The sequence below is a fragment of the Streptosporangium amethystogenes subsp. fukuiense genome (genome assembly GCF_042665875.1).
In the GTDB taxonomy this organism is placed as follows: Bacteria; Actinomycetota; Actinomycetes; order Streptosporangiales; family Streptosporangiaceae; genus Streptosporangium; species Streptosporangium fukuiense.
On the sequence record NZ_JBHTEE010000001.1, the window covers coordinates 1,689,054 to 1,703,925 of the forward strand.

The following is a 14,872-nucleotide window of genomic DNA, read 5'->3' on the forward strand; positions in this document are numbered from 1 at the left end:
TTGTACCGCTGCCGTCCCCGCTCTTATCCGCCGACACCTCCGACCTGGTGTTCGGCCAGGCCGGCGACGCGCGGGGAGAACCGGTACCCGCAGATCGCGAACAGCCCGAACACCAGGTCGGCGTAGCCGGTGATGATCGTCTCGGGACGGGGTCGCCGTCGAGGTTGTGGATGGCGTCGCTCCTCGAACAGCCGTCGCGGATGCTCGAGATGTTCGGTCTGCCCGATGAGTTTCGGGAGGCCGCCTCGTATACCTTGGCATGAGCAACTACATACGCCTTGGCGAGGTCGACCTCTGGTACGACGAGAAGGGCGCTGGGGAGCCTGTCGTCCTGATGCACGGCAACTTCAGTGACTCTCGCGACTTCGCAGGGAACCTTGACACACTCTCCTCGCACTCGCGGCTGTTGCTGCCCGAACGCCGGGGTCACGGGCACACGGCGGATGTCGCCGGTCCCATCACCATCGACAACATGGCGGCGGACATGATCGCGTTCGCTGAGCGGGTGGTCGGCGGCCCGTCCTCTCTTGTCGGATACAGCGCGGGCGCCGCCGTCGCCCTGTGGGTCGCGACCCGGCGCCCCGACCTCGTGTCGCAGCTCGTGCTGATCAGCTGCGCGTTCGACCCGGCCGGCCTGATCGTGCGACCCGATGCCGGCGGAGAGTGGCCGCCCCAGCTGATCGAGGCATATGGCGAGGTCTCGCCCGATGGCGAGGCCCACTTCCCCGTCGTCGCAGGCAAGATCGCAGCATCCGTCGATGACGGTGCGCCACTCACTTCCGAGGCCCTGGCACAGGTGAAGTGCCCCACGCTCGTGATCGCCGCGGACGACGACATCGTGACGCTCGAGCACACCCTGGAGCTGTATCGGGCTCTCCCCGACGGATACCTCGCGATCGTCCCCGGATCGAGTCACCTGCTGCTGTTCGAACACCCGGAACTGTGCACGCGGCTCGTCGGCGATTTCCTCGCCGGACGACGCGGACCACGGTGGATGCCTGTGTCCCGTGCCGGAGAGTGAGCCACGTCGTGGAACGGCGTCGGCTTTCTCCACGGTTGCCGGGATGTCACCTCATCCCGCCCGGCCACAAACAGGGCCGGGGCGCCGATCCGTGGATCGTCGAGGTGCCGGGCATGGACGTGTTCCGATCCGACGTACCGGCCACGGGCAGGACCGGACGACCGCGGGGCCTCCGCTGGAGTGGTGGAACAGGCGGAACCATGCCATCCGGCTGGGGAAACTCGTACGCCACCTTCGATACGCACGGAGTCACCTTGACTCTCGATCCGGTGGGCAAGGCGCTCAGCCTGCGGATGTGAGACCCGGTTCACGGGGACGCTCCGGTTCCTCCGTCAGTGAGGGAGTCAGCGATGCAACGTCAAGCGGCCGAGGTGACGCCCCCGGTGAAACGGCACTACCAGGTCGGGGACCGGAAACTGTTCCTTCACCGGTCGGGTAAAGGGAGTCCGGCGGTGGTGTTCCTGCCCGGGGCCGGCTCGTCCGGCATGGACGGCTTCGTCGTTCAACGGCGAGCCGCCGAACTCACCACGAGTGTGCTCTACGACCGGGCCGGGACGGGGTGGAGTGACCGGGCCGAGCTGCCGCGCACCTCCACCCAGGTCACCGACGAGCTGCGCGAGCTGCTGCCGGTCGCCGGCGTGTCCGCTCCCTACCTGCTGGTCGGTCATTCTCTCGGCGGCCTCTACGCACGCCACTATGCGCGGCCGTTTCCCCGACGAGGTGGCGGGCCTGGTCCTGGTGGAGCCCGAACACGAGGACTACGACTCCTACATGCCCCAGAAGCTGAACGAGCTGTACCAGGCATGGGACCCCGACGAGGCGTTGCCCGAGGAGTTGCCCGACGAGATCGTCCGGTTCTACCGCGGCCTGTTCGCCCGGGAGATGGCCGACTGGCCACAGGAGATTCGCGAGCCGCTAATCGAAGGTCACGTCAGCCCCGGAATGGCTGAGGATGGCGGTCAGGAGGCGGACAACCGTTACCTGGTGTTCCTCCCCCGGAGCGGATCTCCGAGTATCGCAGCCCCGGCAGCTCTGGATGTCGCCGACTTCGCCTGCTGGGGTGCGAGTAGCGGAGCCGAGGCCGCGGCGTCGTGCGGTAGGTTGGTGGCATGCATTTGTACTTCCTGTGACGGCCGACCGGGCCTGCCGCGCTCGTTGAGACATTCCGAGTTAGCGGCGGTCATATCGTCATGACCACTCACGGTCGCCGTCACATCGCGTGCCTCGCGCCCTCACAGGGCGAGACGTGAGCGCGCCTCCTCGGAGGAATCAAATGCATACCCCAACAGTCGTACCTGCGCGTTCGCGCGCACAGATCGTGCTCTCAGAGGCTTCGATCGCCTTGGGCGCGACCCCGGTTCTCCACAGAGCAGATCTCACCGTGACCCCCACATCTCGAATCGCGATCGTGGGTGAGAACGGACGAGGTAAGTCGACGCTCCTCTATCTCCTCGCGGGCAGACTGACGCCGGACGAGGGCTCCGTCTCTCGCGTCGGGACGCTCGGACTCGCCGAGCAGGAGATGTCAACGGCTGACGAGCGTACGGTCGGAGAGGTGGTCGCCGATGCCGTGGCGGACTCCCTCGCCGCGCTCGGCGAACTGGACGCGGCGAGCATCGCCCTGGCAAATGGCGATGAGACCGCGGATGAGCGATACGCCGCCGCGCTGGAACGCGCGGAGGCCCTTGGTGCCTGGGACGCGGAACGCCGCGTCCGCGTCGCTCTCGACGCTTTGGCCGCGGAATCCGACTGGGCGCGACGCCTGTCGGAGCTCTCCGTAGGTCAGAGGTATCGGGTTCGCCTGGCCTGCCTGCTCGGTGGTGACGCCGATTTCCTGCTGCTCGATGAGCCCACCAACCACCTGGACCGCAACGGCCTCGAGTTTCTGACCCAGCAGCTTCGTGCCCGTACCGGTGGAATCGTTCTCGTCAGTCACGATCGGGCGTTGCTCGGCGACGTGGCGCAGACCATCGTCGACCTCGATCCGACCCCTGACGACCGCCCCCGCGTCTACGGTGGCGGATACGACGGTTACCGGGAAGGTCGCCGTGCCGAGCGTGAGCGCTGGGAACAGGACTTCGAGCGTCAGCAGTCGGAGAGAGCCCGGCTGGAGGACGACCTCAGCGCGGCGCAGAACCGGTTGGTCACCGGATGGCGACCCGACAAGGGAACCGGCAAGCACCAGCGGGCAAGCCGCGCACCGGGACTCGTGCGGAGCGTTCACCGCCGGCGGGCGGCGCTCGAAGCTCATGCTGTGACGATGCCCGCGCCGCCGCAACCGCTGCGTTTCCCGGAGCTTCGTACCCGATCGGGAACCACTCTGCTCACGGCCGAGGACGTGACAGTGGCCGGGCGGCTCTCCTCGCCGACATCGGTCACCCTGCAAGGCAGGTCGCGCCTTGTCGTCACAGGACCGAACGGCGCGGGCAAGTCCACGCTGCTCGCTGTCATGGCAGGTGAGCTGCAACCCTCAAGTGGGCGTGTCCACCGGGCTCGGAGCGCACGTATAGTGCTTCTCCACCAGGAATCCGCGCTTCCGCTCCAACGCCGCGCCAGTGACGTCTACACGACACACGTGGCCATGCTCGTCTCCACCGGCCAGATCCCGTCGGAACAAACGGTCGGGCTGTCCTCGCTCGGGCTCCTGCGCCCACGCGAAGCGAACAAGCGCATCGGGGAACTGTCGATGGGACAGCGGCGACGGCTGGACCTCGCCCTGGCGATCGCGTCCCGGCCGCACTTGCTCCTGCTGGACGAGCCGACGAACCATCTGTCGATCTCGCTCGTCGATGAACTCACGGAGGCACTGCACAGCACTCAGGCTGCCCTCGTGTTGTCCAGTCACGATCGTCAACTTCTCAAAGACGTCGAAGAGTGGCCTCGGCTCACCCTCGCCGCCGGTGCGGGAAGCGAGGTGCCGGCATAGCCGCAACCGACAGCGCACGCGCGGCGTAGGCGTTCAGGCCGAGGGCGACGTTCATCCCCGTGCTGGGGAAGGTTCGGGTCCGCGGGCCTGTCGGTCGTCCCCGCACCCGGCCGGACGCGGTCGCCGAGGATAAGGCCTACTCGTCCCGTGGCAACCGCACCCACCTGTGCAGACGCGGCATCAAGGCAGTGATCCCGGAAAAGAGGGACCAGGCCGCCAACCGGAAGAAGAGGGGCCCTGGGGGCGGTTACACGCCCTGACGCAGCCACCGCACAGCGGCGTCGGCGCAATCCTCGGGGCTGCTGTCGAAGGCGATGGCGGCGTCGGGCGCGTGCTGCCGGACCAGGTTGACCACCTTCTCGAAGAATTCGAGCAACGGCTCGTGCGTGCGGATACCGCCCCCGATCACCACACAGGCGTAGTCCTTGCGGGTCAACGCCTCAACGATCGCTCCTTCGGGGTTCTCATCGAGTGCCACCAGGCAATAGTCGGACTCGATGCCCTGATCGTCGAAACGGGCCTGACCGCGTGCTATCGCCGCCTGAACCGGCTCCGGGTCCCAGCCCTGGATCTTGGCGGGATCAAGACCGATCACCAGTACTCGCGCCACTGCCCCTCCTTCCCGGGATGTCTCCACGCCAGTGCGATGGTCGAAGGTGGTGCCTGGAGCCATCGTCGCACACGCGTCACACAAGACGATCTAACAGCCCAGGCCCCGCCGTGAGGACGAATCCCGCAGATTGATCACGACTCGATACGTGCCCTAAGGCCCTGGCCTTCTCGGGGGTCTCCCGCTGACGTCGTCGCCGTTCTCCCGGTCAGGGAACCGGGGCAGCCGGGAATCTCGTCTTCCGGGGAGGGCGGCCGTCAGGCGCGTTCGTGGTCGGCTGGGCCGAGCTCTGTGCGCAGTCGCGCCGTCAGGTGCCGGGCCGCTTCGAAGCGGCCGGCGGTATCGCCGGTGAGCATCGTTTCGACGAGTGCGTTCTCGCCCTCGGTCAACGGAACCCGATGCAGGTAGGCCAGCCGGCGCGCACCGGCGGGCAATGGAACATCGTGTACGGCGTACAGGCCGTCCAGTACCGTCTCCACGCAGATCGCGGACCAGAACCCGAGCTCCCGGGGTGTTCCGGCCGCCTGTGCGCGGTCCAGTTTCGCCTGACCATGCCAGAGAGTGGTCACGAGCAGTTCACGCAACCGTGCCGACGTGCGATAGGTCTCCAGCACCCTCGCGGCCGCCTGTACGAGGCGGGCGGCCGGCCCCGTGTCCATCAGGACCTCCGCCTCGAGGAACGAATACAGCCACGAGGTCTTCGGCCGGTCGAAACGGGTGAGCCATTCCGCCTCCGGTCGCGCGATCCACTCCACCAACAGGCCCTGGACCAGCCGTCGAGGTCCCACCTCCAGTGCGGAGTCCTCCGTGGTCACGACGAGCAGGTCGATGTCGGAGGTGGCCACATGCTCGCCACGGCACACCGATCCGGCAAGCAGGACGGCGAGCACATCGTCCCGTTCGGCGAGCTCCGCTCCGACACGTTCGGCGATCTTACGATGTGAATCCATCTCCCCGATTTTGGCTAATTCACCACGAACGTGTGAATGTTTCGCAGGAGTAGGTTCATCGGTTCCCCTGCCGTAACGACACCTGCGCCAAGAGGACCTTCGCCGAACAGGTTCCCGACCGGAGCCCCGTTACGACCGGCGCGGCCTCGGGCCGGGGAGGCGTCGCGGGCGATCGCGCTGGCGGTCGAGGGGCGGGGCCGGTGCGGGACGGCGAAGGTCAGGCGTTCATCGCGTGTCGCCCCGGCCGCCGCCTACCCGCGACGAATGCCTCCGCAGCCGAGGCGACGCGCTTTCGACCGCTCACCTACCGCGAGCGTCCGATCCGGCCGCTCCTGCGGTGAACATCAGTCGAGGGTGAGCGTGATCAGGGAGACGAGAGTAACGCAGGTGGTTTTGCAGGGATACAGAGCGGCTTCCATCTTGCTGGGGAGCATGTCCAGAGAGTTGATGTCGAGTTCCACTGCTCTTCTCCTTTTGTTGGGAGGACCTCCACCGAGACTGCGGCGGTCTCCGTGACCGCCGGCTCGTCTGGCGGAGTCTGTGTGGTCGGACTCGGTGTGGTGCCTACCATGCCGCTTCATCGGCGCGGGCGGGTTCCTCGACCAAGGTCGTGCTCCGGGTCCGTACCGGTACGACGAATTCGCCGTACCGGGACAGCATCGTGGCGGGTACTTATGAACCACTTTCGATAGGAACGACAAGGCGTTCCCGACTCTCGGCTTGACTTTCGCCGATCACCGAAACGACCGGGACGGAGGACGCTGTTATCGGCAGGCCGGATGCCGTTCGCCACGAAGCGGCAGCCGGTCACGGCCATGCTCACCCGGGCACTGGAGTCCGGGGTTCCATTTCACCGGTTCACCGCCGATGAGCCCTTTCGTGCCGACGATAATCCGCGGACGCTTAAGAAGCCTTAAGCGTTCTTAACGGTCGCTTATGCTGATCTTGAAAGGCTGAGGCCACGTTCGGGGCGAGCTGGTCATGGCCCGCGTTTCCCTGGCTGTGCACCGGAGATGTGACCGGGAAGCCGTCGACCTGCTCGCCACCCTCGCCGACGACCTCCACACGGCCATCGCGCGCCCACGCCCGCATCCGCGCCATCGGCGAACGAGCCGTGGCCACCCTCAGGACCTGGAGGATCCTGAACCGTCTGCGCTGCTGCCCACATCGGGCCACCGCGATCGTGCAGGTCATCCTCGTCCTTCAGGCTGCGGGAGACGGCCGGTGATCAAGATGGAAAGGCTCCAGGTACGCAAGATCCGGGAAACGATCTTCCCGGCCCTCGTATCACCACTGCTCGGCTCTGCTCGTGAACATCCCACGGCGCTGGGGACTTCGCCACGGCCGCTGATGTGGCGGCCGAGAGGGCGATCATCGAATGTCCGGTGGTGTGAGAGTGGACAGGTCAACTCCGCCCCCTCGTCGATTGATTACGATTTGCACAATTCCACCCTGTTGTCTGGGGGTGAAATATCAAAATCTCCGCATGACGTTCCGCTTCTGGGCCTGGAGCCTCGCCGCGATTCTGGGGCCTTCCGTGGTCGCCGTCGCTGTCAACCAGGTGCTGGTCGACGGCCAGTGGAGCAAACCCTGGACCATTGGCACCGTGGTCCTGACGCTGGCCGCCGCGGGGGCGGTCCGCCAGCAAGCGAAATATGCCCCTCAGCCCATGGGTACCCTCGCCGAGACGAAGGAGCGGTTGACCGACCTGGTGGACACCTTCTGGCACCAGGAGCTGTCAAGGCGTTCACTCGGCGATCCACCGATCCCGGTCTCGTGGCAGGTGACGCGCCGCACCAGGTTCATGGACCATCCGCACCTCATCACCGACGGTGAGCTCTCCTTCACCGGCCGGTCGGACCAGATCGCTGCCCTGGCGGGCGAGTTCCGTCGGCTACGGCGTCGCCGCCTGGTCATCACCGGCGGCCCCGGCACCGGGAAGACGACGCTGGCCGTACAACTGCTGCTCGAACTGACCAGGAACCGCGCCAACGACGAGCCCGTCCCGGTGCTGTTGTCCGTCGCGGACTGGAACACCGAGACCCACCCCCGCCTGGCGGGCTGGGTGGCCGAACGCCTGCGCACCGACTACCTGGCTATGCGCGCCAGGAGAGGTCCGGACACGGCGGAGATGCTGGCTTCGGGCGGGCATGTCCTGGCCATCCTCGACGGGCTCGACGAGCTGCCCCCGGCCGCCCGCGCGGGCGTCATCGCCGCGCTGAGCAAGACCCTCACCGACCGCGACCAGGTCATCGTCACCTCACGGACGACGGAGTACGGCGGGGCGTTGCAGGAGGCACGCCGGGCGCTCAAGGCGGCGGCCGTCATCGTGCCCAGAGAGTTGACCGCTCGGGACGCTCATGCGTATCTGTCCGGCTGTCTCGGCCCGCGTCCCTCGCCCGCCTGGGGGGCGGTGCTGGAGATGCTGGAGTCGGGGCGTGCTCCCGCGCTCGCTGCTGTGACGTCGACGGCGCTGGGGCTCTGGCTGCTCAGGGCCACCTACCTCGACCGAGCCCAGGATCCGACGGCGCTGGTCACGACCTATACGGACACCGCCTCGCTGCAGACGCATCTCCTGGACGGTCTCGTCCCCGCGCTGCTCCAGGCCCACCAGCGGACCACCCGCCCCGAGCGGGTGCGGCGGTGGCTGGTCACCCTGTCCAGGGAAGGATCCCCGGACCTGGCCTGGTGGGAGCTGACCACGCGAGGCCGCCTGTGGGTGGTGAAGTTCTGCGCAGCGCTGCTTTACGGCCTTCCCGTCGGCTTGGCCGCCGGGTTGGGTGACGGGCCCGTTCTGGGCGTGACGGCGGGGCTGGTGTTCGGGTTCGCCTGCCAGAGCAGGGCGCTGAACGCTCTCGACTTCACCCAGCTCCCGGTCGCCCGGCGGATCACCGCCACGATCAGCCACCACGGCCACCGGCTTTTCCTCATCCTGCTGGGGCCGCCGACCTTCGTCGTCCTTGGTCTGTCGACGACCGTCGGTTTCAAGGCGGCGCTAGCGAGTGGGCTGGTGCTCGTGCTGGTCATGTGGATGGTGATCGTGATGAACGACCGGATGCCCTCCGCCAAACGGAAACCTGAGCCCACGGACACGCTCCTGCCTTTCACCGCCGCGCTCACGCCACTGACCTCATGGAAGGTCAATCGGTTCTTGCTCGGGCTCCGGCTCGTCAACGGGCTGCTGGTGGGGGCTGTCATCGCGTTGACCGGCGACTACGTCACCTCCTACCTCGGCCCATCGCAGACGGAATTCTGGCGGGACCTTGGCTGGGGTCTGCTGACCGGAGCCGCCCTCGGCGTGGTGCAGCAGACCCGCCAGGCCTGGCTGCTGGCCACGATCGGCCTGCTACCCACCGCCCTGTCGGGTCGCCTGCCCCTGCGGCTCATGCGGTTCCTGGGCGACATGCACCGCCTCGGAGTCCTGCGCGCGGTCGGCCCGTTCTACCAGTTCCGTCACGCCGTCCTCCGCGATCACCTCACCACCACAACCGAGACCCCAGTGCCCTCTCTCACCACATAACCCGTACGCCTTCAATCACCGGACGGGCTGCCCACATAAGGCCGGGTACCTCTGCAAGACCATCGCCGTCCTAAAGGACTACGAGCCCGCCCGAGGATGAAAAGGGTTCAGGGGTGAGAAGCCGACTAATCGGCGGGCGGACCCGCACCCGGACCGTGGATCTCAGAAGTTGCGCGGGGTCACCAGGCCGGATTCGTAGGCGAGGACCACGAGCTGGGCGCGGTCACGGGCATGGAGCTTGACCATGGCCCGGTTGACGTGGGTTTTCGCGGTCAGCGGGCTGATCACCATGCGGTCGGCGATCTGGTCGTTGGACAGGCCCTGCGCGACCAGGGCGACGGTCTCGCGTTCGCGGTTGGTCAGTTCTTTCAGCCCCGTGTCGGTGCCGGGGTTGAGCGGCTGGGTGATGTACCTGTCGATGAGCTTGCGGGTGATCGACGGGGCGAGCAGCGCGTCGCCGCGCGCGGCGACGCGCACGGCGTGCAGGAAGTCCTCCGGCTGGATGTCCTTGACGAGGAATCCGGCCGCACCGGCGCGCAGCGCGTTGAAGACGTACTCGTCCAGGCCGTAGTTGGTCAGGATGACGACGTGCACCCCGGCCAGGGCCGGGTCCGCGGCGATGCGCCGGGTCGCCTCGATGCCGTCGACGACCGGCATCTGGATGTCGACGAGCGCGATGTCGGGCAGGTGTTCCTTGGCCAGGGCCAGGCCCTCCTTCCCGTCGGCGGCCTCGGCCACCACCTCGATGTCGTCTTCGAGGTCGAGGAGCGCGCGGAATCCGCTGCGGATGAGCGGCTGGTCGTCGACCAGCAGGACACGGATCATGACGTTCGGTCCACGGGAAGTTCGGCGTGGACGGTGAAGCCTCCCTCACCGCGCGGTGCCGCCCGCAGGCGCCCGCCGAGGGCGGTGACTCGTTCGCGCATCCCGAGCAGTCCGACGCCGGGCACCGGGACGGTGTCCGGCGTGGCCTTGCCGTCGTCATCGACGCGTATCGCGAGGGCGTCGGGACGGTAGTCGATCCGGACCGACGCCGTCGCGGCGGAGGCGTGACGGGCGATGTTGGTGAGCGATTCCTGAACGATCCGGTAGACGGTCCGGCTCACCGCGGCCGGCACGTCGTGTCGTTGTCCTTCGACCGTCAGCGTCGCGTCCAGGCCGATGGTGCGGGCCCGTTCCACCAGTTCCGGGACGTGGTCGAGCCCACGCGGCGGGGTCGTGTCGTCGTCGCGCAGCGCCTGCAGGGTCGCGCGCAGCTCCCGGGTCGCCTCACGACCGGCCTCCTGGATCACCAGCAGGGCCTCCGGCACCTGTTCACCACGCTTGCGGGCCACATGGACGGCGACTTCGGCCTGCACCTTGATGACCGAGATCTGGTGGGTGAGCGAATCGTGCAACTCCCGTGCGATGCGCAGCCGCTCCTCGTTGGCGCGGCGCCGCGCGGTCTCCTCCCGGGTGTGCTCGGCTTCCTCCGCCCGCCGCTCGGCCTGCCGTAGCGCCTCACCCGCGGCACCGGCCGCGACCAGCCAGGCCAGTTCGAGGGCGTCTCGGGCCTGCGCGAGCGCCTCGCCCGTGTCGTGCAGACCCGAGGCCAGGGCCGCGAAGGGGAGAGCGGCCAGCATGATCACGCTCACCGCCACCGTGACGGTGCGGTGTCCCGCCCGTACGGCCGCGTAAACCGCGCACAGGTAGGCGACGGCGGGCACGTCGAAACCGGCCGCCTGGTAACCCACCGCGCACAGCCCGGTGACGGCCAGGACGGGAACCGGAGCCCGGCGGCGCGCTGCCAGCACCAGGCCGCCGGCCGCCAGCAGCGCGTAGCCGAACAGGTCGATGTTCGTGCCGGAGTTCTGCCCGGACAGCCCGGTGACCAGCAGCGTCGCCGCCACGCAGACGGCGATCGCCCAGTCTGTGACACCGGCCCGGACACCGGCCCGTCCTGTACTCATGCGCGCACCCTAGCCGGATGTCCGCGTGGGCGACTCCTGCGCACGGATGATCGGCCGGCTACCGCACACGCGGTATCTTCGCGGCCGCTGCGGCGTCCGCGGTAGTGCGAATTGCCTGCGTCCGCCGGACGACCGGCGGTGGGCCCGGCGGACATGATCAGGCGATGTCCACTCGCAGGAAGAGAAGGAGCACCGCATGTCAGTCCGATTCGTGATCGCCGTGGCCGAAGCCGCCCTGGTCGAAGGTGTCGAGCTTGCCGCACAGCCGGATCCCGCCAGTGCTTACACCTTGACCGCCGGGCGTTTCTGGTCCTTGGTGGCCGCGTTGCTGGGGCTGGCCGGCGTGGTCATCGGCGGGTTGGCCCTGGCCCGCTCCGCCGGTCGTATCGGCACCGGCACCGGGCGGAGGGGAGCCATCGTGGCCCTGGCGGCGGGGCTGGCCGGCGCGGTCGGCGGCGGGCTGGTCGTGGCCGCCGCCGACGGCGGTCCCGGCACCGGCTACGGAATAGTCGGGGGCTTCGTGGCCCTGGCGGTCGGGCTGATCGCCATGGCCCTCGGCGGGCTGGCGCTGGCCCGCTCCCGCCGCACCGGCTGACCCGAAGTCCGCCCCGCCCCGTTCCTGCGTGCCGTACGCGCTTGCCTCCAGCCACAGACCTACCGGCCACCTGGCCGGACCGGCCCACACTGAAGAGTGGCAAACCGCGAGCACTACGTTCGTGACGTCGCCTTCACGAAGACGCCGTGGTGGTCGCGGCGCGACAGCGCGATCGTGCGCACGGGACGACAGGGCTCCGCTGTGATCAGCGTTGCCTTTTCAGGTTCGCCGAGGTGAGCAATGGGATCGTCGGCTCCCCGGCAACGACGTGCACACCGGGATGGGCTTCGCCGCGACCGGTGGCCGGTCACGGCGAAGCGCGTACGGGTCAGGCCGGCGACAGGTCGCCGGCCGTCACACGCTCGTGACGGTCCAGTGGTTATTGGTGTTGCCGTTGGGCGCCCACATGGACACGGTGGAGCCGGCGGTGCTGCTGCCCATGCCGTCGAGGGCGGTGTTGGTGCCGCGGTTGATGATCTGGTAGCGGCCGTTGCCCACGCTGTTGAGGCGCCACTGCTGGTTGTCGCCGCCGTTCCAGGCCGCCTGCCTGGCGTTGGCGCCGTTGGCGGTGTTGCCCCAGCTGTCGATGACCATGCCGTTGGTGCGGTTGACGACGCGGTACCAGCCGCCGCCCAGGTCGACGAGCCGCCACTGCAGGTTGGCGCTGCCGTCGTAGTTCCACTGTTTGAGGTTCGATCCGGAGGCGACGTTGCCGCCGCTGTCCAGCACCAGGCCGGTGGTGACGTTGGCGATCCGCACGTAGCCCGTCGGCTGTGGCCCGCCGGACGCCGTCACGCGGTACGTACGGCCGGCTTGGCCGGTCAGCCCGATGACACCGGCCTCGGGCCTGGTGACGGTCACGGTGCCGCCGGTCGCGGTGTCGACCACCTGGTAGGTTCCGTTGAACGCCTGGCTGCGCACGTTCACCGTGCCGGCGCGGTCGAACTTGATGAGGATCTCGCCGGCCACGCCGGAGCTCCACGTCGTGTCCACGGTGTAGCCGCCGCGCCCCCGAAGTCCCCGCACCTTCCCGCTCGGCCAGGCCGAGGGCAGCGCCGGCAGCACGTGCAGCTCGCCGTTGTGGCTCTGCAGCAGCATCTCGGCGATGCCGGAGGTGGCGCCGAAGTTGCCGTCGATCTGGAACGGCGGGTGCAGGTCGAACATGTTCGGCGCGAGCCGGGCCGGCGTCACCAGCAGGCGGATCAGGTTCTGCGCCCGGTCGCCCTCCTCCATCCGCGCCCAGTAGTTGATCTTCCAGGCGAGCGACCAGCCGGTCCCGTCGTCACCGCGCAGTTCGAGGGTCCGCCGCGCGGCGGTGTACAGGGCGGGGGTGCCGCGTTTGGTGATCTGGTTGCTGGGGTGCAGGCCGTACAGGTGGGAGATGTGCCGGTGGGACGGTTCGGTCTCGACCCAGTCGTACAGCCACTCCTGGATGTTGCCGCGCGAGCCGACCTTCATCGGCGGGAGCCGGTCCCTGGTCGCCAGGACCCGCGTGCGGAAGTCGGCGTCGACGCCCAGCACCTGGCTCGCCTTGGCGCAGCCGTCGAACAGGTCACGCAGGATCTGGTTGTCCATCGTGGGGCCCGCGCACACACTGGCGCCCGAGTGGTGGGACAGTTCCGGGGAGTTCGACGGGTTGGTCACCAGATATCTGAGGGCCGGCTCCTCCACGAGGGTGTCGAGGAAGAACTGCGCGGCCCCCTTCATCGCCGGGTAGTACTCCCGTAGGAAGTCGACGTCACCGGTGAAGTCGTAGTGGTCCCAGATCATGGTGGCCAGCCACGCGCCACCGGTCTGCCACATGCCCCAGAACGCGCCGTCGACCACCGACGTGCCTCGCCACCCGTCGGTGTTGTGGTGGGTCACCCAGCCGCCGGCGTTGTACTGCACCCGGGCCGTGCGGGCGCCGCTTACCGCGAGCTCGTTGATCATCTTGAACACCGGCTCGTAGCACTCCGACAGGTTCGTCGTGTCGGCCGGCCAGTAGTTCATCGGCAGGTTGGCGTTGACGGTGTACTTGGAATCCCATGACGGGCTCAGCGAGTCGTTCCAGATGCCCTGCAGGTTGGCCGGCTGGGTGCCCGGACGCGAGGAGGAGATCAGCAGGTATCGGCCGAACTGGAACAGCAACGCCGACAGCTGCGGGTCGTTGGTGTTCGCGTGCTGTGCGATCCGCACGTCGGTCGGCTGGTCGGCCGCCGAGGTGCGGCCGAGGTCGAGCGTCGTGCGTGCGAACAGCCGCTGGTAGTCGGCGACGTGCCGGCCGCGCAGATCGCTGTAGGTCCTGGGGACGGCCGCGTCGAGGTGCCGCCGTGCGATGCCCTGGTAGTCGCCGCCGACGTTCTGGTAGTTGACGTGGCCGGTGCCGATGGAGATCAGCACCGTCACGCTGTTGGCCCCGGTCACCTGCAGGGTGCCGCCGCTGCTGGTGACGGTGCCGCCTTCGGCGACGGCGCGGGCCAGCCCGAGGAACCGGACCGCGCCGGTCTTGCCCTCCATGTCGCCCGAGACGCCGTCGAGCGCCACGGACGTGCTGTCGGGGCTGGTGCGCGTCGTGCGCTGAGGGCTGTCGAACGTCGCGGAGAACGTGATCGAGCCGGGCCTGTCGGCGGTCAGGCGCAGGGCGATGACCTGGTCGGGTGCGCTCGCGAACGTCTCGCGCTGGTACCGTACGCCGTTCCGCAGGTACGACACCATGGTGGTGGCCGTGGTCAGGTCCAGGTAGCGGTTGTACTCCGAGACCCCGGTCGCGCTGCCGAAGGTGAGCCGCAGATTGCCGGCGAGCTGGTAGGCCAGCTGGCCCGCGGGGCTTCCGAGCATGTTCTGGTCGATCAGGGTCTGGGCCTGGCTCCACTGGTTCTGGAAGACCAGCTGCCTGATCTGCCCCAGCGCCGCAGCGCCTCTCGTGTTGCTCTGGTCGTAAGGGCCACCGGCCCAGATGGTGTCCTCGTTGAGCTGCAGACGCTCGACGTCGATGTTGCCGAACACCATGGCGCCCAGGCGGCCGTTGCCGATCGGAAGCGCGCGGAGCCAGTCGGTGCCGGCGCTCTCGTCGTACCAGAGCGCGAGGTCGTTGGCGGCGAGCACCGCCGCGGGCGGCGCCGAGGCGGCTCGGGCGGCCGCCGTCCATTGCATCGGTAACAGCAGAGCGCCGGCTCCGACCGTTCCGATCTGCATCAGTCGCCTTCGTGTCAGGGGGTGCTCGGACATGGTCGTTCCAATCGGTAGGGGGTGTGGCGGTGCGCCGCCTGCCGGCCAGGGCCGGTCTGCCGGTCACCGACCTACAGGTACGCGATCGGCG

11 protein-coding genes and 2 pseudogenes are annotated in these 14,872 nt (G+C 68.4%); 7 read left to right on the forward strand and 6 right to left on the reverse strand.

The features are described 5' to 3' along the window. Positions 1-259: 259 nt before the first annotated feature. The 4 genes and pseudogenes from ACFQVD_RS07150 to ACFQVD_RS07165 form a co-directional block, all read left to right on the forward strand. On the forward strand, positions 260-1,021 hold the full coding sequence (locus ACFQVD_RS07150; protein ID WP_343976994.1) for an alpha/beta fold hydrolase: 762 nt from the start codon (positions 260-262) through the stop codon (positions 1,019-1,021). Positions 1,022-1,506: 485 nt separating this feature from the next. Next, positions 1,507-1,971 (forward strand): alpha/beta fold hydrolase, encoded by a 465-nt coding sequence (locus ACFQVD_RS07155; RefSeq protein WP_386274283.1) that lies wholly within the window; start codon positions 1,507-1,509, stop codon positions 1,969-1,971. A gap of 323 nt (positions 1,972-2,294) precedes the next feature. Next, positions 2,295-3,947, forward strand: a complete 1,653-nt coding sequence (locus ACFQVD_RS07160; protein ID WP_343977064.1) for an ABC-F family ATP-binding cassette domain-containing protein — start codon at positions 2,295-2,297, stop codon at positions 3,945-3,947. A 50-nt stretch (positions 3,948-3,997) separates the two neighbouring features. Beyond that, positions 3,998-4,195, forward strand: a pseudogene (locus ACFQVD_RS07165) (IS5/IS1182 family transposase); the annotation flags it as partial. Here the strand turns inward: ACFQVD_RS07165 and ACFQVD_RS07170 are convergent. The 3 genes from ACFQVD_RS07170 to ACFQVD_RS07180 all read right to left on the reverse strand — a co-directional run bounded on the left by ACFQVD_RS07170 (position 4,195) and on the right by ACFQVD_RS07180 (position 5,968). Then, positions 4,195-4,557 carry a hypothetical protein gene (locus tag ACFQVD_RS07170; protein WP_343976988.1) on the reverse strand — a complete coding sequence of 121 codons (363 nt, stop codon included), beginning with the start codon at positions 4,555-4,557 and terminating at the stop codon, positions 4,195-4,197. The pseudogene ACFQVD_RS07165 and the gene ACFQVD_RS07170 sit on opposite strands and share 1 nt — an antisense overlap. 257 nt (positions 4,558-4,814) lie before the next feature. Further along, positions 4,815-5,507, reverse strand: a complete 693-nt coding sequence (locus tag ACFQVD_RS07175; RefSeq protein WP_343976985.1) for a nucleotidyltransferase domain-containing protein — start codon at positions 5,505-5,507, stop codon at positions 4,815-4,817. 344 nt (positions 5,508-5,851) lie between these two features. Next, a complete protein-coding gene (locus tag ACFQVD_RS07180; protein ID WP_343976982.1) occupies positions 5,852-5,968 on the reverse strand; it encodes an ALQxL family class IV lanthipeptide in 117 nt (38 codons plus the stop codon). A 611-nt stretch (positions 5,969-6,579) separates the two neighbouring features. Between ACFQVD_RS07180 and ACFQVD_RS07185 the strand changes: the two are divergent. Both ACFQVD_RS07185 and ACFQVD_RS07190 read left to right on the forward strand, forming a co-directional pair. Beyond that, positions 6,580-6,735 (forward strand): annotated as a pseudogene (locus ACFQVD_RS07185) (transposase family protein); the annotation flags it as partial. A gap of 258 nt (positions 6,736-6,993) precedes the next feature. Then, positions 6,994-9,027: an NACHT domain-containing protein gene (locus ACFQVD_RS07190; protein WP_343976979.1), complete on the forward strand. Its 2,034-nt coding sequence runs from the start codon at positions 6,994-6,996 to the stop codon at positions 9,025-9,027. Between the two features lie 162 nt (positions 9,028-9,189). On the opposite strand, the gene ACFQVD_RS07195 is transcribed toward ACFQVD_RS07190, so the two are convergent. Together ACFQVD_RS07195 and ACFQVD_RS07200 are read right to left on the reverse strand one after the other, a co-directional pair. Continuing rightward, positions 9,190-9,852 carry a response regulator transcription factor gene (locus ACFQVD_RS07195; RefSeq protein WP_343976976.1) on the reverse strand — a complete coding sequence of 221 codons (663 nt, stop codon included), beginning with the start codon at positions 9,850-9,852 and terminating at the stop codon, positions 9,190-9,192. Beyond that, positions 9,849-10,976 carry a sensor histidine kinase gene (locus ACFQVD_RS07200; RefSeq protein WP_386270684.1) on the reverse strand — a complete coding sequence of 376 codons (1,128 nt, stop codon included), beginning with the start codon at positions 10,974-10,976 and terminating at the stop codon, positions 9,849-9,851. Before ACFQVD_RS07200 ends, ACFQVD_RS07195 begins: the two co-directional genes overlap by 4 nt. 196 nt (positions 10,977-11,172) lie before the next feature. Here ACFQVD_RS07200 and ACFQVD_RS07205 point away from each other — a divergent pair, with 196 nt between their 5' ends. Further along, the gene (locus ACFQVD_RS07205) at positions 11,173-11,571 is read left to right on the forward strand and encodes a DUF6223 family protein (protein WP_364153057.1); all 399 of its coding nucleotides are present in this window, start codon (positions 11,173-11,175) and stop codon (positions 11,569-11,571) included. Positions 11,572-11,925: 354 nt separating this feature from the next. Here the strand turns inward: ACFQVD_RS07205 and ACFQVD_RS07210 are convergent, their stop codons facing one another. Beyond that, a complete protein-coding gene (locus tag ACFQVD_RS07210; protein ID WP_343976969.1) occupies positions 11,926-14,706 on the reverse strand; it encodes a glycosyl hydrolase family 95 catalytic domain-containing protein in 2,781 nt (926 codons plus the stop codon). Positions 14,707-14,872 lie beyond the last annotated feature (166 nt).

Coding starts and splice junctions, on each gene's coding strand:
- ACFQVD_RS07210 (WP_343976969.1), bottom strand. CDS start 14,706: ATGCAATGGACGGCGGCCGCCCGAGCCGCCTCGGCGCCGCCCGCGGCG.
- ACFQVD_RS07150 (WP_343976994.1), top strand. CDS start 260: ATGAGCAACTACATACGCCTTGGCGAGGTCGACCTCTGGTACGACGAG.
- ACFQVD_RS07200 (WP_386270684.1), bottom strand. CDS start 10,976: ATGAGTACAGGACGGGCCGGTGTCCGGGCCGGTGTCACAGACTGGGCG.
- ACFQVD_RS07175 (WP_343976985.1), bottom strand. CDS start 5,507: ATGGATTCACATCGTAAGATCGCCGAACGTGTCGGAGCGGAGCTCGCC.
- ACFQVD_RS07205 (WP_364153057.1), top strand. CDS start 11,173: ATGTCAGTCCGATTCGTGATCGCCGTGGCCGAAGCCGCCCTGGTCGAA.
- ACFQVD_RS07160 (WP_343977064.1), top strand. CDS start 2,295: ATGCATACCCCAACAGTCGTACCTGCGCGTTCGCGCGCACAGATCGTG.
- ACFQVD_RS07195 (WP_343976976.1), bottom strand. CDS start 9,852: ATGATCCGTGTCCTGCTGGTCGACGACCAGCCGCTCATCCGCAGCGGA.
- ACFQVD_RS07190 (WP_343976979.1), top strand. CDS start 6,994: ATGACGTTCCGCTTCTGGGCCTGGAGCCTCGCCGCGATTCTGGGGCCT.
- ACFQVD_RS07155 (WP_386274283.1), top strand. CDS start 1,507: ATGGACGGCTTCGTCGTTCAACGGCGAGCCGCCGAACTCACCACGAGT.